The sequence below is a fragment of the Enterobacter sp. HSTU-ASh6 genome (genome assembly GCF_026319105.1).
GTDB lineage: Bacteria > Pseudomonadota > Gammaproteobacteria > Enterobacterales > Enterobacteriaceae > Enterobacter > Enterobacter sichuanensis.
Genome location: NZ_WSPD01000007.1, coordinates 132,514 through 154,371, shown reverse-complemented (window position 1 = coordinate 154,371; position 21,858 = coordinate 132,514). Strand labels below are relative to the sequence as shown.

General features: G+C 56.7%; 20 protein-coding genes. 4 read left to right on the top strand and 16 right to left on the bottom strand.

What is annotated here, in order from left to right:
• Positions 1 to 4: 4 nt before the first annotated feature.
• The 4 genes from nusB to nrdR all read right to left on the bottom strand — a co-directional run bounded on the left by nusB (position 5) and on the right by nrdR (position 2,561).
• Positions 5 to 424 carry a transcription antitermination factor NusB gene (gene nusB, locus GM298_RS10865; RefSeq protein WP_006809908.1) on the bottom strand — a complete coding sequence of 140 codons (420 nt, stop codon included), beginning with the start codon at positions 422 to 424 and terminating at the stop codon, positions 5 to 7.
• Between the two features lie 21 nt (positions 425 to 445).
• Positions 446 to 916: a 6,7-dimethyl-8-ribityllumazine synthase gene (gene ribE / locus GM298_RS10860; RefSeq protein WP_003859098.1), complete on the bottom strand. Its 471-nt coding sequence runs from the start codon at positions 914 to 916 to the stop codon at positions 446 to 448.
• Between the two features lie 87 nt (positions 917 to 1,003).
• Entirely contained in the window at positions 1,004 to 2,107 is a 1,104-nt protein-coding gene (gene ribD / locus GM298_RS10855; protein WP_266154101.1) for a bifunctional diaminohydroxyphosphoribosylaminopyrimidine deaminase/5-amino-6-(5-phosphoribosylamino)uracil reductase RibD, read from the bottom strand.
• A 4-nt stretch (positions 2,108 to 2,111) separates the two neighbouring features.
• Entirely contained in the window at positions 2,112 to 2,561 is a 450-nt protein-coding gene (gene nrdR, locus GM298_RS10850) for a transcriptional regulator NrdR (protein WP_025756196.1), read from the bottom strand.
• Between the two features lie 152 nt (positions 2,562 to 2,713).
• Between nrdR and GM298_RS10845 the strand changes: the two genes are divergently transcribed.
• Together GM298_RS10845 and GM298_RS10840 are read left to right on the top strand one after the other, a co-directional pair.
• Positions 2,714 to 3,253 carry a DUF3251 domain-containing protein gene (locus tag GM298_RS10845; protein ID WP_025756197.1) on the top strand — a complete coding sequence of 180 codons (540 nt, stop codon included), beginning with the start codon at positions 2,714 to 2,716 and terminating at the stop codon, positions 3,251 to 3,253.
• A 268-nt stretch (positions 3,254 to 3,521) separates the two neighbouring features.
• A complete protein-coding gene (locus GM298_RS10840; protein WP_025756198.1) occupies positions 3,522 to 4,406 on the top strand; it encodes a nucleoside-specific channel-forming protein Tsx in 885 nt (294 codons plus the stop codon).
• A 110-nt stretch (positions 4,407 to 4,516) separates the two neighbouring features.
• Here GM298_RS10840 and GM298_RS10835 read toward each other — a convergent pair whose 3' ends face one another.
• The 7 genes from GM298_RS10835 to queA all read right to left on the bottom strand — a co-directional run bounded on the left by GM298_RS10835 (position 4,517) and on the right by queA (position 11,185).
• Positions 4,517 to 5,197 (bottom strand): helix-turn-helix transcriptional regulator, encoded by a 681-nt coding sequence (locus GM298_RS10835; RefSeq protein ID WP_025756199.1) that lies wholly within the window; start codon positions 5,195 to 5,197, stop codon positions 4,517 to 4,519.
• Between the two features lie 14 nt (positions 5,198 to 5,211).
• Entirely contained in the window at positions 5,212 to 5,577 is a 366-nt protein-coding gene (locus GM298_RS10830; RefSeq protein WP_025756200.1) for a VOC family protein, read from the bottom strand.
• A gap of 142 nt (positions 5,578 to 5,719) precedes the next feature.
• On the bottom strand, positions 5,720 to 6,691 hold the full coding sequence (gene secF / locus GM298_RS10825; protein ID WP_025756201.1) for a protein translocase subunit SecF: 972 nt from the start codon (positions 6,689 to 6,691) through the stop codon (positions 5,720 to 5,722).
• Between the two features lie 10 nt (positions 6,692 to 6,701).
• Positions 6,702 to 8,549 carry a protein translocase subunit SecD gene (gene secD, locus GM298_RS10820; RefSeq protein ID WP_071994021.1) on the bottom strand — a complete coding sequence of 616 codons (1,848 nt, stop codon included), beginning with the start codon at positions 8,547 to 8,549 and terminating at the stop codon, positions 6,702 to 6,704.
• A 27-nt stretch (positions 8,550 to 8,576) separates the two neighbouring features.
• Entirely contained in the window at positions 8,577 to 8,909 is a 333-nt protein-coding gene (yajC, locus tag GM298_RS10815) for a preprotein translocase subunit YajC (RefSeq protein WP_000007630.1), read from the bottom strand.
• A gap of 22 nt (positions 8,910 to 8,931) precedes the next feature.
• A complete protein-coding gene (gene tgt / locus GM298_RS10810) occupies positions 8,932 to 10,059 on the bottom strand; it encodes a tRNA guanosine(34) transglycosylase Tgt (RefSeq protein WP_025756203.1) in 1,128 nt (375 codons plus the stop codon).
• A gap of 55 nt (positions 10,060 to 10,114) precedes the next feature.
• Positions 10,115 to 11,185 (bottom strand): tRNA preQ1(34) S-adenosylmethionine ribosyltransferase-isomerase QueA, encoded by a 1,071-nt coding sequence (gene queA, locus GM298_RS10805; RefSeq protein ID WP_025756204.1) that lies wholly within the window; start codon positions 11,183 to 11,185, stop codon positions 10,115 to 10,117.
• 92 nt (positions 11,186 to 11,277) lie between these two features.
• Here queA and acpH point away from each other — a divergent pair, with 92 nt between their 5' ends.
• Positions 11,278 to 11,859, top strand: a complete 582-nt coding sequence (acpH, locus tag GM298_RS10800; RefSeq protein ID WP_266154100.1) for an ACP phosphodiesterase — start codon at positions 11,278 to 11,280, stop codon at positions 11,857 to 11,859.
• 127 nt (positions 11,860 to 11,986) lie between these two features.
• Positions 11,987 to 12,589, top strand: a complete 603-nt coding sequence (locus tag GM298_RS10795; RefSeq protein ID WP_008503347.1) for a peroxiredoxin — start codon at positions 11,987 to 11,989, stop codon at positions 12,587 to 12,589.
• 41 nt (positions 12,590 to 12,630) lie between these two features.
• On the opposite strand, the gene GM298_RS10790 is transcribed toward GM298_RS10795, so the two are convergent.
• The 5 genes from GM298_RS10790 to brnQ all read right to left on the bottom strand — a co-directional run bounded on the left by GM298_RS10790 (position 12,631) and on the right by brnQ (position 21,474).
• Positions 12,631 to 14,016: a DUF3999 family protein gene (locus tag GM298_RS10790; protein WP_266154099.1), complete on the bottom strand. Its 1,386-nt coding sequence runs from the start codon at positions 14,014 to 14,016 to the stop codon at positions 12,631 to 12,633.
• Entirely contained in the window at positions 14,013 to 16,628 is a 2,616-nt protein-coding gene (locus tag GM298_RS10785) for a DUF2339 domain-containing protein (protein WP_266154098.1), read from the bottom strand. The genes GM298_RS10790 and GM298_RS10785 overlap by 4 nt, the downstream gene beginning before the upstream one ends.
• Positions 16,629 to 16,719: 91 nt before the next feature.
• Positions 16,720 to 18,537, bottom strand: a complete 1,818-nt coding sequence (malZ, locus tag GM298_RS10780) for a maltodextrin glucosidase (RefSeq protein ID WP_266154097.1) — start codon at positions 18,535 to 18,537, stop codon at positions 16,720 to 16,722.
• Between the two features lie 163 nt (positions 18,538 to 18,700).
• Positions 18,701 to 20,074, bottom strand: coding sequence for a proline-specific permease ProY (proY, locus tag GM298_RS10775; protein ID WP_045285210.1), 1,374 nt, complete (start codon positions 20,072 to 20,074; stop codon positions 18,701 to 18,703).
• An 80-nt stretch (positions 20,075 to 20,154) separates the two neighbouring features.
• Positions 20,155 to 21,474, bottom strand: coding sequence for a branched-chain amino acid transporter carrier protein BrnQ (brnQ, locus tag GM298_RS10770; protein ID WP_025756208.1), 1,320 nt, complete (start codon positions 21,472 to 21,474; stop codon positions 20,155 to 20,157).
• Positions 21,475 to 21,858: the final 384 nt, after the last annotated feature.

The following is a 21,858-nucleotide window of genomic DNA, read 5'->3' as shown; positions in this document are numbered from 1 at the left end:
CGGATCACTTTTTGTGGGGACGGATCGCAGGTGCTGCTTTATCAAGAACGCCGTTTACGAACTTGTGGCTGTCTTCAGCGCCGAAGGTTTTCGCCAGTTCGATCGCTTCGTTGATGGCCACTTTGTACGGCACATCATCACGTTTAGACAGCTCAAACAGCGCAATGCGCAACACTGCTTTTTCAACCTGGCCCAGCTCTTCGAGCAGACGGGACAGGTATGGCTTCATCAGACCATCGAGATACGCGCTATTAGTCGCCACTCCCGACAGCAGTTCACGGAAGTACAGAACGTCAACGTCTTTCACGTCCTGTTCTGACAGGAACTGGTATTCAACATCAGCGATGTCGTTCTGGGACAACTGCCAGGAGTAAAGTGCCTGGACGGCACATTCACGGGCGCGGCGACGAGCAGCAGGTTTCACGGAATTCCCCTTACAAAAAAATCAGGCCTTGATGGCTTTCAATACATTGATCATTTCAAGCGCGGTCAGTGCAGCTTCTGCACCTTTGTTACCGGCTTTGGTGCCAGCACGTTCGATGGCTTGTTCAATACTTTCGGTGGTCAGCACGCCGAAAGCGACAGGAATTTCAGCATCCTGTGCAACGTGTGCCAGACCGTTGCTTGCACCGCCCGCAACGTATTCGAAGTGCGCAGTGCCGCCACGAATAACGGTACCCAGCGCAATCACCGCGTCGTATTTACCGGTTTTCGCCAGCGCGCCCGCTGCCAGTGGCAGTTCGTAAGCACCTGGAACCCACACAACGGTAATGTTGTCATCTTTAACCTGGCCGATGCGTTTCAGGGCGTCAACCGCACCTTCCAGCAGGCTGTCGTTGATGAAGTTGTTGAAACGCGCAATGGTGATGGCGACGCGAGCGTCCGGGGTAGCTACAGCAGCTTCAATAATGTTCATACTCTTCCTTTACGGGTTCATTTGGCCCCGCAGGGGGGCGGATTTTATCATAATACTTTGCGCACTGCTTCCCTATTTCGGGAGCAATTACGCTGTCGTTAAGTGGAGGCAGACATCCGGGCCCACCGGACGAATCTCGCTGAATTTGAGTTGCGGTGCATCAGCCAGTTTTTCAAGGCCGGGCAGTACAAACAGGCCACGCGCGTCGCTGCCCAACAGTTTAGGCGCCACGTAAACAATCAGCTCATCCACCAGCCCGGCCTGCAGCAGCGCGCCGGCCAGCGTCGGACCCGCTTCCACCCAGATGCTGTTCACATGCTGCTTACCGAGCAGCATCATCAGCACCACGAGATCCAGACGTCCGTTGTGCTCCGGCACCCTGATACTGCGCACGCCTTCCGGCCATTCGCGCGTATCGTCTTTGGTGCGTGCAAACCAGGTTTCACCCGGCTGCTGGACAATGCGGTGCTCTGGCGTCACACGGTTCTGACTATCAATCACAATACGCAGCGGCTGGCGCAGGTTCTCCTGCGGATAGAGCGCCTGGGTATCGGCATTCAGTTCGTCCCAGCGCACGGTCAGCGCCGGATCGTCAGCCAGAACGGTTTCACTGCTGGTGAGGATAGCATGGCTTTGCGCACGCAGACGTTGCACATCGCGCCTTGCCTGCGGCGAAGTGACCCACTGGCTTTCACCGTTTGCCATCGCCGTGCGTCCATCCAGCGAGGCGCCCAGCTTAAGCTGAATATACGGGAACCCGGTGCGCATGCGCTTCAGGAAGCCTTTATTAAGCGCCTCTGCGTCCTGCATCATCAGGCCATGGCTGACCTCAATCCCTTCCTGCTGCAGGCGATACAGACCCCGGCCCGCCACCTGCGGATTCGGGTCCTGCATTGATGCGACCACGCGTGCAACACCTGCGGCAATCAGCGCGTCGCAGCACGGCGGCGTACGCCCGTGATGGCTGCAGGGCTCTAGCGTAACGTAGGCTGTGGCGCCGCGCGCCTTCTCGCCTGCCATGCGCAGAGCATGAACCTCAGCATGGGGCTCACCCGCGCGGTAGTGAAAACCTTCCCCCACGATCTCGCCATCGTTAACGATAACGCACCCGACATTCGGGTTAGGGTGGGTGGTAAAACGACCGCGCTGCGCCAGTTTCATGGCGCGCGCCATGTACATCTCATCCTGCATGGACTTAATCCTGTAAGCGGGCGATCTCTTCGCCAAACTCTTTGATATCTTCGAAACTGCGATAAACAGAGGCGAAGCGGATATAGGCGACCTTATCGAGCTTTTTCAGCTGTTCCATCACCAGATTGCCGATCATCTTGCTGGGCACTTCACGCTCGCCCAAACCACGAAGGTAAGATTTTATGTGGTTTAACGCCATTTCAACGTCATCCGCACTGACGGGCCGTTTTTCCAGGGCCTTCAGCATCCCGCTACGCAATTTCTCTTCGTTGAAGGGTTCACGCACGTCGTTAGTTTTTACCACGCGCGGCATGACCAGCTCTGCCACCTCAAAGGTCGTGAAACGCTCATTACACACCAGACACTGCCGACGACGGCGTACGGATGATCCTTCGCCCACAAGACGAGAGTCGATGACTTTGGTATCCACAGCGGAGCAAAATGGGCAATGCATACGGTATCCCTGTTATCTGGTTAACTGATTTTCATTTTACCCTGATCTGGCCTGACAACAAAGGAAGAGCTTTTTGAGATAAAGGATCTATGTCTGACGCCACAATGCTGGCTACCATTAGGGCGATCCGTTATTTCAAGGAAATAAACGCAATGACAAGACGTTACCTGAAAATATTGCTGGTGGGGAGCCTCTTCACCCTTAGCGCCTGTGCACAGCAAACCGAAGTCCGTCAGATGAAACAGAGCGTGAATACGCTTAATACCGCGATGGACAAACTGAACAAAGAAACGGTGAAGATCACCCAGCAAAATGCGCTGAACGCCAAATCCAGCAGCGGGGTTTATCTGCTGCCGGGCGCGAATACCCCTGCGCGACTTAACAGCCAGGTTGGCACGCTAAAAATGTCTCTGGTGAATGTGGCGGCGAATGCAGATGGTACTCGCGCAACATTACGCATCCAGGGAGAATCCAACGATCCGCTGCCGGCCTTCAGCGGCACCGTCGAGTGGGGCCAGATCCAGGGCACCACGGAGAACTACCAGGAAGTGAATGTCAGAAATCAGCTTTTCACTGCACCCGCCAGCGTGCTGGCTCCGAGCGATGTTGACATCCCGCTGCAGCTCACCGGACTGACCCCGGATCAGTTAGGTTTTATCCGCATTCACGATATCCAACCCGCCGCGCAATAACCCCTTCTTTTCGCGGAGTGCAATGTCACTCCGCTAACATTTACATTTCGTATGGATTGGCAACATAAATGATTGCCGCTACAATCCCGCCCGTTTAAAGTACGCAAACGTGAACGCAATCGATTACGTGTATGAGAGATATGTGAAACAACACATATTTTTGTGAGCAGGGATTCCTATAATAGGCACCGCAGAAACACGAAATATTTAGAAACGCAATTCGCGCATTTTTCACTCCCGGAAGGGAATTTCAATCAGTGGCATGATTATGAAAAAAACATTACTCGCAGCTGGCGCCGTGCTGGCACTGTCCTCTTCTTTCACTGTTAACGCAGCGGAAAACGATAAACCACAATACCTCTCCGACTGGTGGCACCAGAGCGTTAACGTGGTCGGCAGCTACCACACCCGCTTCGGACCACAGATCCGTAACGATACCTACCTGGAATACGAAGCATTCGCCAAAAAAGACTGGTTTGATTTCTACGGTTATATGGATGCACCTGTCTTCTTCGGTGGTAACACCGACGCGAAAGGTATCTGGAACCACGGTTCCCCACTGTTCATGGAGATCGAACCGCGCTTCTCTATTGATAAGCTGACCGGTACCAGCCTGGCGTTTGGTCCGTTCAAAGAGTGGTATTTCGCAAACAACTATATTTACGACATGGGCCGTAACAAGTCCGGTCGCCAGAGCACCTGGTACATGGGTCTGGGTACGGACATCGACACCGGTCTGCCAATGAGCCTGTCTCTGAACGTGTACGCGAAATATCAGTGGCAGAACTACGGTGCCGCGAACGAAAACGAGTGGGATGGCTACCGTTTCAAAGTGAAATACTTTGTGCCAATTACTCAGCTGTGGGGCGGCAACCTGAGCTATATCGGCTTCACCAACTTTGACTGGGGTTCAGATCTGGGCGACAACGACTTCCGCGACCTGAACGGTAAGAAAGCGCGCACCAACGACTCCATCGCGTCCAGCCACATCCTGGCGCTGAACTACGATCACTGGCACTACTCTGTTGTGGCACGTTACTGGCACAACGGTGGTCAGTGGAACGACGACGCCAGCCTGAACTTCGGCAACGGCGACTTCAGCGTTCGTTCTACCGGCTGGGGTGGTTACCTGGTGGTGGGTTACAACTTCTAATCGTATGATTGTTGTCGGGTGGCGGCTACGCCTTACCCGGCCTACAAAACCTGTAGGCCCGTGCAAGCGCAGCGCCGCCGGGCAAAAAAGCCAGCTCAAGGGCTGGCTTATTACTGCTTCACCTTCCGTAAAAAATCCGCCAACGACCTGTCCGCACTCTCGCTAAAGCGCCTCTCCGTCTGCGCAATATTGAGACATCTGTCGAGCCGGAAACAGCGATAGTCCTCGCGCCGTTCGCACCACGCTGCCAGCAGCCAGCGCTCGCCCCAAAAGAACAACCCCAGCGGCTGAACTTCGCGTTTAGAGAGCTGTCCGGCTTCATCACGGTAATGCAACGCCAGCACGCGCTGGGCGGAAATCGCCTGATGGATCCTGTCAAAATCGCTGCGGGAGTGGCTTTGCATGCAAAAGTCCGGGGCGTAGATCCGCGTCTGCTCCGCCTTTCGACGACTCTCCTCGGGCAGGATCGCCAGCACCTTCTCCTGAGCCGATTCCAGCTCACGCGACAGCGACTCCCCGCCCCAGGTTTTGAGCAGGCGAATCGCGACAATCAACGCCTCAGACTCCTTGTTTGTCAGCATCAGCGGCGGCAGATCAAAACCCGACATCAGCCGGTATCCGCTCCCTGCCTCGCCTTCCACCGGCACGCCGGAAAGCGACAGGTCGCGGATATCGCGGTAGACCGTGCGTTCGGACACGCCTAGCCGGTCCGCCAGATGCGCTGCCGTTGTCAGACGCCTGCCCCGCAGGATCTGCACTATCTGAAACAAACGGTCAGCGCGTCGGGTCATAGATTCGTTAACTCTCAGGCAGGTTGATGGAGGCCGACGCGATTACCTTCGCTGTCGGTAAACAACGCGATAGTGCCAATACCATGCGGCAGTTCCAGTGGGCCAAACACGCACTCGCCGCCAGCAGAGGCAACGCGATCGAGCGTGGCCGCCAGATTGTCGGTATGCAGATAGATAATAGCGCCTTCATGAGACGGCACAATGCCCTCAAATTTTGCCAGCGCCCCGCCGGTAGCCGGATCCTCATGGGGGAAAACGGCCAGTTCAGCACAGTCCATTTTCTCGCGTTTTAATGACACCTGCATCACGGGCTCATAAAAACTCATCGCGCGATCCATATCCGTGACCGGGATTTCAAACCAGTTAATCACACTTCTCATACATCCTCCTGACGGTTGTTTGGGTTCGAAAAGAGTCTACGACAGGGCTCCTGACAGCATACTGTCAGGAGTGTTTGTCAGGAGCAGATAAAAAAAATCCCGGTCAACAAACCGGGATTTCGATAACGCGCTAAACGTCGGATTACGGCAGAATCGACGGCTGATCCGCCCCTTCTTTCTCGACTTTCTGCTGGAGCAGGTGCTCGCGCTTCATGCCGAGTTTCAGCGCCAGTGCGGATGCAACGTAGATAGACGACGCCGTACCGATGGTGACACCAATCAGCATGGTCAGCGAGAAGCCTTCCAGTACCGGGCCACCGAACAGGAACAGCATCAGGATCACCATCAGGGTAGTACCGGATGTGATCAAGGTACGGTGCAGCGTCTGGGTCAACGACACGTTAAAGATTTCGTACGGCGTACCGCGACGGATCTTACGGAAGTTTTCACGGATACGGTCAGATACCACGATACTGTCGTTCAGTGAGTAACCGATAACGGACATCAGGGATGCCACAATCGTCAGGTCAATCTCAATGTGGAACAGAGACAGTATCCCCATGGTGATCACCACGTCGTGCGCCAGAGCGATAACCACACCGGCCGCCAGTCGCCACTCAAAGCGGAAACCGACGTAGACCAGGATGGAAATCAGCGCCACCAGCAGCGCCATGGCCCCGGTTTGCGCCAGGTCAGCACCCACGCTTGGGCCGACGAACTCAATACGTTTGACTGCCGCATTCTGGCTGGTTGTTTCGTTAATCACGTTCACAACCTTACTGCCCAGCTCCTGGCTGCCGTTGGCATCGTGCACCGGCGGCATACGCACCATGATGTCGCGGCTGCTGCCGAAGTTCTGCAGCAGTGGCTCTTCAAAGCCCGCCTTCTGCAGAGACAGGCGCATCTCGTCCATATCGACCGGTTTTTCCAGGGAGATCTCGATGACCGTCCCCCCGGTGAAATCAAGCCCCCAGTTAAAGCCTTTCACGCCCATAATGACGATGGACAGGATCAGCAGGAAACCTGAAATGCCGAAGGCCCAGTAGTCCCAGCGCATAAAGTCCCAGACTTTACGGCCGTGGTTCAATTGTTCAACAGTATATTCCTGTGCCACAACGCACTCCTCAGATAGACAGCTTTTTGACGCGCTTGCCGCCGTACAGCAGGTTCACGATGGCACGGGTGCCGACAATAGCGGTAAACATTGACGTTGCGACACCGATACCGGTTGTAATCGCAAAGCCTTTGATCGCGCCAGTACCCACTGCATACAGGATAAGAACCTTAATCAGTGTTGTTACGTTCGCATCGAAGATGGAGCTAAACGCGCCTTTGTAACCTTCGTCAATCGCCTGCTGAACAGAGCGACCGTTGCTCAACTCTTCTTTGATACGTTCGTTAATCAGTACGTTGGCGTCGACCGCCACCGCAAGGGTCAGAACGATACCCGCAATCCCCGGCATGGTCAGCGTCGCCCCTGGCAGCAGGGACATAATGCCGATGATCAGCACCAGGTTGGCGATCAGCGCGCTGGTCGCAATCAGACCAAACTTCTTGTAGAAGAAGATCATGAAGAGGATAGAGACCACCAGACCGGCCAGACACGCTTCCAGACCCTGCTGGATGTTTTGCATCCCAAGCGTTGGACCAATGGTACGTTCTTCAACAATCTGAATTGGCGCAATCAGCGCACCGGCACGCAGCAGCAGAGAGAGCTGACGCGCTTCGTTCGGGTTGTTAATACCGGTAATACGGAAGCTGTTACCCAGACGAGACTGGATGTTGGCGATGTTAATCACCTCTTCCTCTTTCACCAGTACCGCACGGCCGTTTGCATCTTTCTTACCGCTGTCTTTGTACTCCACGAACAGGGTCGCCATCGGTTTGCCGATGTTGTCCTTGGTGAAGTTAGACATGATGTTACCACCCGCGCTATCCAGCGAGATGTTAACCTGCGGCTGGTTGTATTCGTCCTGGCTGGAAGTGGAGTCGGTGATATGGTCACCGGTCAGGATCACGCGTTTGTACAGCACCACTGGCTGACCTTCGCGAGTCTGTTTCACTTCCGAGTCACCCGGAATACGGCCAGAAGCGGCAGCAGACTGATCAACGTTGGTATTCACCAGACGGAATTCCAGCGTTGCGGTCGCACCCAGAATCTCTTTCGCACGCGCGGTGTCCTGAATACCCGGCAGTTCAACCACGATACGGTCAGCACCCTGACGCTGTACCAGCGGCTCAGCCACGCCCAGCTGGTTTACACGGTTACGCAGAATATTGATGTTCTGCTGAACGGCATATTCACGCGCTTCTTTCAGTCGAGCATCGGTCATCACCGCACGCAGCTGATTGCTGCCCTGAGAGGTGATCACCAGGTCACGGTGACGTTGCGTCAGGTAATCTACAGCCTGATCGCGCGCCGCGCTGTCGCGGAACGTGATGCTCATACCGTAGTTATCTTCTTTACGCACGGTGGTGTAAGCGATGCCTTTTTCACGCAGATCGCTGCGCAGGCTATCGATATTTTGTTCCTGCAGTTTGCCAAGCGCGGTATCCATATCCACTTCCATCAGGAAGTGAACGCCGCCACGCAGGTCAAGACCGAGTTTCATTGGCTCAGCGCTCAGCGCAGCCAGCCAACGCGGGGTTGCAGGAGCAAGGTTAAGCGCCACGACGTATTTATCACCCAGCACGCCCATCAGCGCTTCACGAGCGCGGAGCTGCGTGTCGGTGGTGTCGAAGCGAGCAAGAATTGCACCCTCTTCCAGAGCCACAGACTTAGCGGTAATTTTTTCTTCTTGTAACGTTTTCTGGACCTGGATCAGCGTTTGCTCACTGGCGGCGACACCGCGCGCGCCAGTGATTTGAACAGCCGGATCCTCACCATACAGGTTGGGAAGTGCGTACAGCAGGCCGACGAGAATCACGACGACCAGCATGATGTACTTCCACAAAGGATAACGGTTTAACACGGCAGTTCCCTTTGGGAAAAGTTGGGATTACAGCGCCTTCATGGTGCCTTTCGGCAGAACGGCAGCTACGAAGTCACGTTTGATGACCACTTCAGTGGTGTCGTTCAGGGCGATAGCAATGTAGCCGCTTTCAGCCACTTTCGTTACACGACCGACCAGACCACCGTTGGTCAGTACTTCATCGCCTTTCGCGATGGAGTCCATCAGCTTTTTGTGCTCTTTGGTACGCTTCTGCTGTGGGCGCAGGATCATGAAGTAGAAGATCAGACCGAACACAACCAGCATCAGAATCAGAGACATCGGGCTGCCCTGCGCCGGAGCACCTGTTGCCGCTACCGCATCAGAAATAAAAAAGCTCATTCAAATTCCCTCATTATTAATATTAATCAACGTTCAAAGGTGGAACGGTTCGACCCTGACGTTGGTAAAAATCGGTCACGAAGCTCTCTAATTTACCCTCTTCGATAGCCTTGCGTAAACCAGCCATTAAGCGCTGATAATAGCGAAGGTTATGAATGGTATTGAGACGCGCGCCCAAAATCTCATTGCAACGATCGAGATGATGCAGATACGCGCGAGAATAATGGCGACAGGTATAGCAATCGCACTCGGCGTCGAGCGGACTGGTGTCACTTTTATGCTTCGCGTTACGGATTTTCACCACGCCATCGGTAACAAACAGATGACCGTTACGCGCGTTGCGGGTTGGCATGACGCAGTCGAACATATCGATGCCGCGGCGCACGCCTTCAACCAGATCTTCTGGTTTACCCACGCCCATCAGGTAACGGGGTTTATCAGCCGGGATCTGCGGGCAGACATGTTCCAGAATGCGATGCATGTCTTCCTTCGGCTCACCGACAGCCAAACCGCCGACAGCGTAGCCATCAAAACCTATCTCTACCAGACCTTTAACAGAGATATCGCGTAAATCTTCGTAAACGCTGCCCTGGATAATGCCGAACAGCGCATTTTTGTTCTGCAGGGAGTCAAAACGGTCGCGGCTACGCTTCGCCCAGCGCAGCGACATCTCCATTGAGCGCTTCGCGTAATCCCAGTCCGCCGGGTACGGCGTACATTCGTCGAAGATCATCACGATGTCAGAGCCGAGATCGTACTGAATCTCCATCGATTTTTCAGGATCGAGGAAAATCGGATCGCCGTTGATCGGGTTACGGAAGTGAACACCCTCTTCGGTGATCTTACGGATATCACCGAGGCTGAAGACCTGGAAGCCGCCGGAGTCGGTCAGGATGGGGCCTTTCCACTGCATGAAATCATGCAGATCGCCGTGGAGCTTCATAATCTCCTGGCCCGGGCGCAGCCACAGGTGGAAAGTATTGCCGAGGATAATCTGCGCGCCAGTGGCTTCCACCTCTTCCGGCGTCATCCCTTTGACGGTGCCGTAGGTGCCCACAGGCATAAACGCGGGGGTTTCCACCACGCCGCGATCAAACACCAGGCGGCCGCGACGCGCGCGGCCATCGGTGGTATCGAGTTCAAATTTCATTTTCTTTCCTCTGTGCCAGAAAAACAGTCCAACACATTATTCCGGTGCCGCGGACTTATTCCCCGACACGCTCATTCAAAGCCAGCGGATTGTACGTGATAAACATCGCGTCCCCGTAGCTAAAAAAGCGATATTTTTGTTCTACCGCAGACTTGTAGGCATTCATTGTATGCTGATAACCCGCAAACGCGGAGACCAGCATAATCAGCGTTGATTCAGGCAGATGGAAGTTGGTCACCAGTGCGTCAATCACTTTGTACTGATAGCCCGGGTAGATAAAGATCTGCGTATCGCCAAAGAACGGCTCGATAAGACCATTTTTCGCCGCCTGCGCGGCACTCTCCAGTGAGCGCACCGAGGTCGTACCGACCGCAACGACACGGCTACCGCGCGCTTTCGCCGCCAGCACCGCATCCACCACATCCTGCGGCACTTCAGCATATTCAGAGTGCATGATGTGATCTTCGATGCTGTCCACGCGCACCGGCTGGAAGGTTCCCGCCCCGACATGCAGCGTCACAAACGCCATCTCAACCCCTTTCGCGCGCAGTTTTTCCAGCAGGGGTTCATCAAAGTGCAGGCCTGCCGTCGGCGCCGCGACCGCGCCGGGCTTCTGGCTGTAGACGGTCTGGTACAGCTCGCGGTCGGCCTCTTCGTCCGGACGCTCAATGTACGGCGGCAGCGGCATGTGGCCGATGGCGTTCAGAATGTCGAGCACGGTGCGCTCGTCGTTAAACTCCACTTCGAACAGCGCGTCGTGTCGCGCGGTCATGGTCGCGTTGATGCTTTCATCATCGCCCAGCAGCAGTTCCGCGCCCGGCTTCGGCGCCTTAGACGCGCGAATATGTGCCAGAATACGTTTATCATCGAGCATACGTTCGACCAGCACTTCAATCTTGCCGCCGCTGGCTTTACGGCCAAACAGGCGCGCCGGGATCACGCGGGTATTGTTAAAGACCAGCAGATCGCCAGGGTTGAGCTTGTCGAGCAAATCGGTGAAAGTACCGTGCGTCAGCTCGCCCGTTGGCCCATCCAGTGACAGCAAACGACAGCTACTGCGCTCAGGCATGGGGTAGTGAGCAATCAGGGATTCAGGTAGTTCAAAGGAGAAATCGGCGACGCGCATGACGTATACTCGTGACTTAAAAACAGGCGGCATAGTCTAGTGCTCACACCCTTTTGCTGCAACAACTAGCCGCCCCCGGACAAATAAAACGCATGAATTTTCTCGCTCACCTGCATCTCGCTCACCTCGCTGACAGCTCCCTTTCCGGTAATTTGCTGGCCGATTTCGTGCGCGGCAACCCCGCCGAAAACTATTCCCCTGAGGTGGTCGACGGCATTTTTATGCATCGCCGCATCGACGTCCTGACGGATAACCTGCCGGAAGTGGCCGAGGCCAAAGGGTGGTTTCGCCCCGAAACGCGCCGCGTCGCGCCGATCACGCTCGACGTGATGTGGGATCACTTCCTGTCGCGCCACTGGGGACAGCTGTCGCCGGAGATGCCATTGCCGGAGTTTGTACGCTACGCCCATCAGCAGGTGTCGATTATTCTGCCCGACTCGCCGCCGCGCTTTGTGAATCTCAATAACTATCTGTGGTCAGAACGCTGGCTGGAGCGCTACCGCGATATGGACTTCATTCAGAATGTGTTAAACGGCATGGCGAGCCGCCGCCCGCGGCTGGATGCCCTGCGCGACTCCTGGTATGACCTGGATGAACATTACGACGCGCTGGAAACGCGTTTCTGGCAATTTTACCCGCGCATGATGGCCCAGGCGAAAAGCAAACAGCTCTGACAGAATTCACATTGATAGGTAAAAGCTGGCGGAACGATTGTCACCACCTCTTTGTCTTATCCCTGAACACTCTCTATACTGGCTCGCGTTGCGTTCCAAATAACCTTAGTATCTACAGGAGAATCATATGGTTCTGGTAACTCGTCCGGCTCCGGATTTTACAGCTGCAGCAGTTCTGGGCAACGGTGAAATCGTTGAAAACTTCAACTTCAAACAGCACACCAACGGTAAAGCGACCGTTCTGTTCTTCTGGCCAATGGACTTCACTTTCGTTTGCCCGTCTGAACTGATCGCGTTCGACAAACGTTATGAAGAATTCCAGAAGCGTGGCGTAGAAGTGGTTGGCGTCTCCTTCGACTCTGAGTTTGTACACAACGCATGGCGTAACACCCCTGTCGACAAAGGCGGCATCGGTGCGGTGAAATACGCAATGGTTGCGGACATCAAACGCGAAATCCAGCAGGCTTACGGTATCGAACATCCGGACGCTGGCGTTGCACTGCGTGGTTCTTTCCTGATCGACGCAAACGGCATCGTGCGTCACCAGGTTGTGAACGATCTGCCGCTGGGTCGTAACATCGACGAAATGCTGCGTATGGTTGACGCGCTGCAGTTCCACGAAGAGCACGGTGAAGTGTGCCCGGCTCAGTGGGAAAAAGGAAAAGAAGGTATGGCTGCTTCTCCAGACGGCGTAGCAAAATACCTGTCCGAGAACGTATCCAGCCTGTAATCGGCACGGTTTACGAGAAGGCCCGCTAATGCGGGCCTTTTTTATGCCTTACGCTGCGTCTCTCGCCAGATGCGCCAGGCCATGCCCGCCAGCAGAACAACACCCGCAATCAGCACGCCCCAGACCAGTAGGGTGTTCATCCTGCTCTCCCGCTCGGCTGCGGACGTGGCGGTTAAACGCCCCTCGCCGCCTAATGCGACATTATCCTGAATGTCAGCCTGCGGCAGATTTGCCAGATCATAGGTTTTGCGCAGGTCGGCAGGGATCAGCATGTCGGGCTCCACGCTGGCAGGCTTTGCTGCTCCGTTGCCCCAGGCGAGCACGTACGGCGCTTTCCCCTGCGCGTTGAACACGAGGTCATAGCGGTCGCGATGCCCCGTCACGACCGGCAGGTTTTCCGGCAGACGCGCATTCAGCGTCGTGATTTTCACCGCCTGGACCAGCCCGCCGTTGAGCGAAACCGGTGCCGATGTTTTCCCCTCCAGACGGTAAAGGACCTCTTTCTTCAGGGGATGCCATGTGTCTTTTTCCGTACTCCGCCAGGCGATTTCCACGGGAAGGACACCGTCACCATTCAGGGTGATACTGACCGCGCTCAGGGGCTGCGGATGTGTCCAGTGCCATTGCGCTTCGCTTGCCGATAACGGTTCCGCCTCGGCCTCCAGACTCATTTCTTCAGACATGGCCTGCGCCGGTGCGCTAATTGCGTTTACGCCGGTCAGTGTCAGACCCGGGTGTTCCGAATTCAGCACCACCAGCAGATAGCGGTTCGCATCGGGAGACAGCACCATGTCGGTATCGATCCGATCGAGCTTAAGACGATCCTGGCCGCTGACGACATCCAGCAAGGGCATATCCTCACGCAGGCTAAACCAACGCTTAAGATCCTCGCTGTAATAGACCGACGCGGTTCCCTGCCACGGTGTCCGGGGAGCATTCCAGAGCAGCTGAAGCTGGGACAGGGCAATCTCCCCTGCGTTCTGCTCCGGCAGCGTCAGGAGGTAATGTTGCCCTGAGGCGGCCATGTTTTGCCCTTCCAGCACAATCTCCACGCCGTTGCGGGAACGGAGCAGGACCTTATCGCTATCACCGGCGTCTCGCGAAGGCGCAAGCGGCGACGCGTCCAGAGGGAAGAGGCGCAGCGCCGTGGATTGCGGGGTCGCCTGCGGACGCGTGGCGGTGACCAGGCTAAAAGGCACCGGCTCGCCCGACTGATTAAAGACGCGAACATCATGCAGTTCTGGTGACGTGCTCTGTTCATAAACGGCGAGCGGGAGCATGACCCGATACCACTGGGAAGGGACAGATGTATCGAGTGAACGACCAAAGGCATAGTCCCGCGGCGATTCCGTTTGTCCCTCGTCGCAAAGCGCCGGGCCGCAAAGCGCCAGCAGCGCGGTACACACTACCGCATTCATCCATTTCATTTTTCATCTCCTGTTTTGGGCGGCAGCGGTGAGAAATACCCCACAATCAGCACCAGTATCGCCACGCCGATAAACGCCACCGCGCGCGACAGACCGCCTCCGCCCGCGCTGTCTACCAGCATCAGTTTAACCATCACCACACCGAGCAGCACGGCGCCGCAGAGCCACTCCTGCCGGGAAGCCCGACGGGTGGCATGGATCATGACCACCAGCGCGCTCAGCATCCAGAACAGGGCAAAGCTGGTCTGGATAAGCCGCGAATCCCACAGCGATGCCATATTCCAGGCCACGTCGCCGTACCAGGCCAGGGCGCGCATCAGCGCACCGTTAAGCCACCAGAAGCCAAACGCCATCAGCGCGACGGCAGGCCACGGGCGCGCTTGCGCAAGCAATGCCGGGTAGTAGCGATCCACCGCCCGATAAAAGACCACCAGCCCCAGCAGTGCGAACGCGGCACCTTCCTCAAGCGGATTCACCAGCGGCAGCCAGGTCTGACGATAGACCACACCGTCCTGGAAATTGGTCACGACCAGCAATACCAGCAGCGCCACGACCACAGGGATCGGTGCCAGGCAGGCATAAAGCGCAGGCCACTCCCGGAAGGGCCAAACGCGACGCCGTACCGCAGCCCGGAGCGCCATAATCAAACCGCCCCCCGCGGCCATCGCCAGTCCACTGCCCCAGGCCGCCATCCCCCACGGCAGCGACCGGGCAAACCAGTAAAGCTCCGCCGCCAGCGCCAGTAAAATCATCCAGAACAGCGACAGATGCAGCCCCATCGCGATACGCGGCATGAGCCTTTTACCGTCGCGCCACAGCAGCATCAACGCGGCAGGAAGCGCAACGCACCACGCCAGATTTGACCAGCCGGCGGCAAAGACCTGCTGATGCCAGAGCTGATAACCCACCATCAGCAGCATCAGCGGCCACAGCAGCCATTTGCTGGCATCCAGCTCTCGCCACGCCAGACGCGCGGCGGCCTGCCGCCAGCCCCAGACCGACACGGCCGAGAGCGCCAGCACGCCTGCCAGAACAGATAATTCCTGCTTCAGCATTAGCTGCGCCGCCCCCAGTTGCGCCACTATCCAGAACAACAGCCCACCTGCCAGCAGCGCCCAGCTGACCGGCAGCAAGAGAGTCCGCCACAGCCAGGCCGCAGCCAGCCAGCAGAGGCTGAGGATGGTGAAGATCAGCAGCAGGCTCAGCGACGTCACACCATGCGTTTGCGCCCACAGCGCGCTGCCAAGCGCCAGCACCAGCAGCGCCGTCCCGCTATAGCTCATGCGCCGCTGCTGCTGTTGTACGCCCAGCCAGAGGATGCCCAGCCCCTCCAGCGCCCAGGCCATTGCCGTCCAGCGCGCCGACAGCGCCAGCGGAATGGCGAGCGTGGCAAACCCGCCGCCGATTGCCAGCGCCGCCATAACCAGCGGCCGTCCGAGAGAGGGATAGCGCCGCAGGGCGAGGAACGCGAGGGTAAGATAAAAGGCGCCATATCCGAGGGCACTCAGCGCCGGGCCGTAGGTCCAGTGCTGCGTCATGCCATACTGCATGCCAAAACCAACCAGCGGCGGGGCAAACAGCAGGACACCGTCAATAATCTGCTTGCCTTTCTCCTGCGCCCGCAGCGACAGCGCCACGCTCAGCACGCCGAATATCAACGTGTTGGCAATCAGTAACAGCTGGCAGACCCAAAAGTCTTCTGGCCTGTAGTCGTTCAGCCCCCACAAGCCGCCCACGCCGAACGTAAACAGCAGCCCGAGGAGATTGAGCTCGCGCCAGTGCTGCCAGATGCTAATCGCGAGAATGCCGATGGAAAGCAGGAGATAGAAAGAGAACAGCGCCACAAAGCTACCGCCCCCGGTAGACAAGAGCAGCGGCGCAAGATAGCCACCGAGGCTTGCCAGCATGGCCAGGCTCAGCGCCTTCTGCAGCACCGCCAGCCCGACGCTCGCCGCGCAAATCACCACCAGCAATGCAAAGGCCAGCGTCATCGGCAACATTTGCCAGAGCCGGAAAGCACCAAAGACGGTCAGATAGAGAATGCCTGTCGCGCCCCCCTGCAGGATCAGCGCATAGACGCGCTGTCTGTGCCGCAGCCGCCACCCGAGGGCCAGCAGGACGATAGCAAACAGCGCCGTCGCGGCCAGGCGGAGCTCAAGCGGGAACAGGGAGTGCTCGACGGTATAGCGCAGCAGGAATGAAAGCCCAAGAAAGAGCAGCAGGATCCCCAGTTTCGCCAGCGGATTACCCTGCATGAACCAGCGCACCAGCGACGACAGCATACCGCCAAAGGCAGAAGGCTGTTTGGTCGCTGGCGCTGGGGGTGCAACGGGTACTGCCGCAACGGCGGGACTCTCCGGGCGCCAGGGGTCGACAGACGCGGGCGCGTCATCGACCACCGGTTCGGTCATGTCCGCCGACGCAACGGCCTGTTCAGGCTCCGGTGCGTTCTCCGCCACGCCGCGCTGTTCAAGGGCCTCAATGCGCTGGCGAAGTCGGGCGATCTCCTGTTGTGCCGCCGAGCTTCGATTAAAGCCAATAACCGCAAGCACGGGCGCAACCACCAGCGCAAAAACCAGAAATAAACAGCCAAGGATGTAAAGCTCGTCCATGTTTCCACCTTCACCGTAAACGATCTGTTAAGATTGACACAACTCGTTGCATTTGCGCCATCTTAAAAGGTGAAAACCGTTCCCTCCGCGCTTAACTGCCGAACCAGACCGCCGCGGAGATCGCCGGAAGCGAAAGCACGCCGTCCTGCAACGTCGCTTTACCCTCTTTGCTCTTCCACGTTTTATCTGCCAGCAGCGGTGAATATTCCAGCACCACTTCGCAGGCCTCGCCCCGGTTAATCGCCACCAGCACGCGCTGCTGCTGATAAACCCGGACAAAGACCACCACGTTGTCGTGAGCATACACTACCTGGCAGCCGCCGTAGCGCAGGGCGAGACTCTGCTTGCGCAGCTTCGCCAGCCGCTGATACAGGCTGAACAGTACCTTGTCCTGCTGCTCTGGTGCCCACGGGAACGTTTTGCGGCAGAACGGATCGTTGTTACCGTCCAGCCCCACTTCGTCGCCATAGTAGATGCACGGTACCCCCGGCCAGGTAAAGAGCCAGGTGACCGCCAGCGGCAGACGCGCGACATCCTTGCCGAGCAGGGATTTAAAGCGCGCGGTATCGTGGCTATCGAGCTGGTTAAACATCCGCAGCTGCTGCTGATGGGACAGACCGGCGCGATAGTTCTCCATCCACGCCATGCAGGTTTCCGCATCGATATGATTCGGATCGTAGGAGATGTCTGTGTTGGCGAGGAATCCCCACAGCGGGAAGGTAAAGCCGCGATAGTTCATCGCCGCATCTTCCGCATCGGCCTGCAGCCACTGGCGCGCGTCACCAAAGTGTTCGCCAAAGACGAACGCCTCAGGCTGGGCCGATTTCGCCGAGCGCGTGATCCCGGCGACGTGCTGAAGGTTATTCCGCGCCCCGCCCGCCTCACCGAGCATATGCACCACGTCCAGACGCCAGCCGTCCATATTCCACGGGGCCTTCAGCCAGTGACGGACGATACTGTTTTCACCGCCGTAAATTTCATTGATAAGAGAAGGCGACTGAAAATCCAGCTTCGGCAGGCTCGGGTAGCCCAGCCAGTCAAGCGCACGGCCCTCCTCGTTAAAGCTGTACCAGTCGCGCTGCGGCGAATCCGGGTTATGACATGCCCCGCCCATCGACTGATTATGACGGTCAAACCAGGCGTGAGAATCGCCGCTGTGGTTGAACACCCCGTCGAGAATAAGGCGCATGCCTTCATTTTGCGTATTCTGACGCAGGCGCAGCAGCGCCTCATCACCGCCAAACTGCGGGTCAACGTGGCGATAATCTTCGGTATCGTATTTATGTACGCTCGGGGCTTTAAACACCGGGTTGAGATACAGCGCCGTTACGCCCAGTTTTTTCAGATACGGCAGCTTCTCGCTGATGCCGTCCAGATCGCCGCCATAAAAGGTCGAGCCGCCAGCCTGCGCGGTTAACGGTTCATCCCACGCTTTCAGAATGATGTCATGGCCCGCCGCATGGTGGTAATAGACCTTATCCTGTTCGGCAGTCCGCTTCTGGCTGCGGGCAAAACGGTCCGGGAAGATCTGGTAAAAGACCTGATCGTTAACCCACTGCGGGCCGTTATCCGGGTAATCAACGGCAAACTGTTCCAGCCGTGCGGGCGGGAAACGGCTAAATCCCTGCGGGGTAAACCACAGCTGGCGGTTATTCCACAGCAGTTTGAAGCTGTAGCGACGGCGTGGCTGGCCGCTGCTCAGGTCGATATTCGCCCGCCACGCCGTGATCCCCGGCTGCGGCTGGCTGCGCTGTTTATGCATTTTCAGCGTGGTTTCTTCATTATCCACTTCGGCGCGGAGCGTCACGCGTTCAGGCTGGTTTTCCCCGGCCAGCCAGAGCGTAATCACAAGGTTGTCTTTGTTTTGCTTAACAAATGGCGCAACCGGAAGGTGCCAGGCATTTAACATCACGAATCCCCTTTGATGAAATTGACGTCACCTTGCCACAGGGTGGTTAAGGATAGCTCACCATGACGTGATTTATTGGGGGAGGAGGACGGGGGAGGAGTTTTTTTCGGGGGTAAAAGGGAGTGTAGGCCGGGTAAGCGCAGCGCCACCCGGCATTTTTACCTTACTGCGCTTCCGCCAGCTGGCGGTCGCGGCGGCACTTAAACATCCAGCCCACCAGCAGCAGCACGATCCACGCACAGCCGACGTAGAGAGAAATACGGGTATCCGGGTGGTAGCCAATCAGGCCAATGATAAACACCAGGAAGATCAGCCCGACGACGGTCGTTGCGACACCACCCGGAACTTTGAACTTCAGCGCTTTCGCCTCGTCCGGCGAGAGACGACGGCGGAACGCAATCTGCGACAGCAGGATCATGATCCACACCCAGACGGTTGCGAAGGTCGCGAGAGACGCAATCACCAGGAAAACGTTCTCCGGCATGATGTAGTTCAGGTAAACCGAGAACAGCAGCGCAACGGTCATGACCACGACCGTTACCCACGGCGTGCCGCGACGTGAGGTTTTAGCGAACACCTTCGGCGCACTGCCCTGCTCCGCCATGCCGTGGAGCATACGGCCCACGCCAAAAACGTCACTGTTGATCGCGGAAAGTGAGGCGGTCAGCACTACAAAGTTCAGAATACTGGCCGCAAACGCGATGCCCATATGCTGGAAGGTCAGCACAAACGGGCTACCGTTAGTGCCCACCTGATTCCACGGGTAGATGGACATAATGACGAACAGCGTGCCCACATAGAACACCAGAATACGCATCGGCACGGAGTTGATGGCGCGTGGAATGGATTTCTCCGGATTTTTCGCTTCCCCGGCGGTGATACCGATAATCTCGATACCGCCGTAAGCGAACATCACCATCTGCAGCGACATCACCATGCCGAGCCAGCCGTTGCTGAAGAAGCCACCGTTGCTCCAGAGGTTATGGATACCGGTTGGCTGACCGCCGTTGCCAATCCCCCAGATGATGATGCCGAAACCGGCCACAATCATGATGATGATGGTGGCGACTTTGAAGAAGGAGAACCAGAACTCCAGTTCGCCAAACACCTTCACGCTCATCAGGTTAACGGCACAGATGATCAGCACCACGCTCAGGACCCAAATCCAGTGCGGCACCGCCGGGAACCAGACGCCCATATAGATGCCAAACGCCGTTACGTCGGCGATCGCCACAATCAGGATTTCGAAACAGTAGGTCCAGCCGGTGATGAACCCGGCCAGCGGGCCGAGGTTTTCCTGCGCATAGCGCGAGAATGAGCTGGCGGACGGATTGTGAACAGACATTTCACCGAGGGCGCGCATGATGATATACGCCGCCACGCCGCCGATGATATAGGCCAGCAGAACGCTGGGACCGGCCATTTTGATGGCATCTGCCGAGCCATAAAAAAGACCGGTACCGATGGCAGAGCCCAGCGCCATAAAGCGAATGTGGCGCGTGCTCAGCCCACGTTTGAGTTTGTTAGTGCTTTCCATTTAAATCTTGCCATTCAACACGAAAAAACAAAAAACCACGGGGCCTTAAGCCCCGTGGTTAAACAGTTTGTTGCCGTTGATTAATGGGCGTTTGATGTCACCTGACGCCCTGCAGCACGGTCCCAGATAATCGCCAGCACCAGTGCAACAACGGTAGGCATCAGCCAGGCCAGGCCCTGCTCGGACAGCGGCAGACGCTGTGTCCAGGCTGGCAGTATTTGCGCAAACGCTGATGCTTTAATCCCGTCAAGGATACCAAAAATCAGGCTGATAAACATGGCTGGCGCAATAATTCGTGAGGAGTTATTCCACCACGGGCGAGTAAAGCTCAGCACCACCAGCACGATACACGGCGGGTAAATCGCTGTCAGCACCGGAATCGAGACCTGAATCAGGTGGCTCAGACCGAGGTTAGACACCGCCATGGAGAAGATACCGAGGATAAACACCAGAGTGCGGTAAGAGAGCGGCAGATACTGCGCGAAGAACTCAGCACAGGCACAGGTCAGGCCAACCGCGGTCACCAGACACGCCAGGAAGATCAGCGCCGCCAGCAGCATACTGCCCGCGCCACCGAAGGTGTGCTGGACGTAAGCGTGCAGGATAGCCGCACCGTTCGCGTTCTGATCCACCAGCATGGCGCTGTCGGAGCCCAGACGGAACAGCGCCAGATAGAGCAGCGTCAGACCCACGCCGGCCATCAGGCCAGCCCAGATGGTATAGCGGGTCAGCAGGCGCGCTTCGGTCACACCGCGGGAACGTGCGGCGTTAACGATAACAATACCAAACACCATCGCCCCCAGCGTATCCATCGTCAGATAGCCGTTCACAAAGCCGTTAGAGAACGCGGCGTTTTTGTAGGCGTCCATCGCGTCACTGATCGGGCCTGCAGGCCAGACAACCGCCGCTACCGCCAGGACAATCAGTGCCACAATTTTCAGCGGTGCAAGGAAGTTACCTACGGTATCCAGCAGCTTGCCCGGATAGAGGGAAACCAGAATCACAATCGCGAAGTAAATCAGGCTGTAGATAAACAGCGGCATCGCGCCGTCACCGGTCAGGGGAGCAATCCCCACTTCGAAGGAAACGGTCGCCGTACGCGGGGTCGCAAACAGCGGACCAACCGCCAGATAGCAGACGGTTGCCAGCAGAACGCCCGCCACTTTGCCAATCGGGGTGCTGAGGCTATCCACACCGCCGCCGACTTTCGCCAGCGCGATGACGGTCAGCACCGGCAGACCCACGGCAGTAATCAGGAAACCAAACGCGGCCGTCCAGACGTGTTCACCCGCCTGTAAGCCAACCATGGGAGGAAAAATGATGTTGCCTGCGCCAACGAACAGCGCAAATGTCATAAAGCCCAGCGCGATGATGTCACGCGATTTTAAGTGATGGGTCATAAAACCTTACTGCCTGTGGATGTGGTGTTGAAAACATTGAGATTTTCGTTTTCCCTGGTGGGACGATACAGCCGAAAAATTGCTCAATTTCAGCGGGAAATGCTCCCGTCCTGGCGTGGAGAAGAATAGTTTTTCGATTTACCACGCAAATACAGTCGGTCTGACAGTATCTGGGGCGCAATTTAAACGCTTATAACGTTTAAAGGCAAGGAGGGATCGCAAAACCAGAACAATATGCCAGCATGAAAACACGAACCAGAATAATTCGCTTATTTCATGAAAAAGCCATGGCTAATCATGCGAACAAAAAACCACCAACCGTATAAAATTCATTCGCGTTTCGCCTGACTGCAAAGCAAACGGGCCAGCAGAGGCTGACCCGTG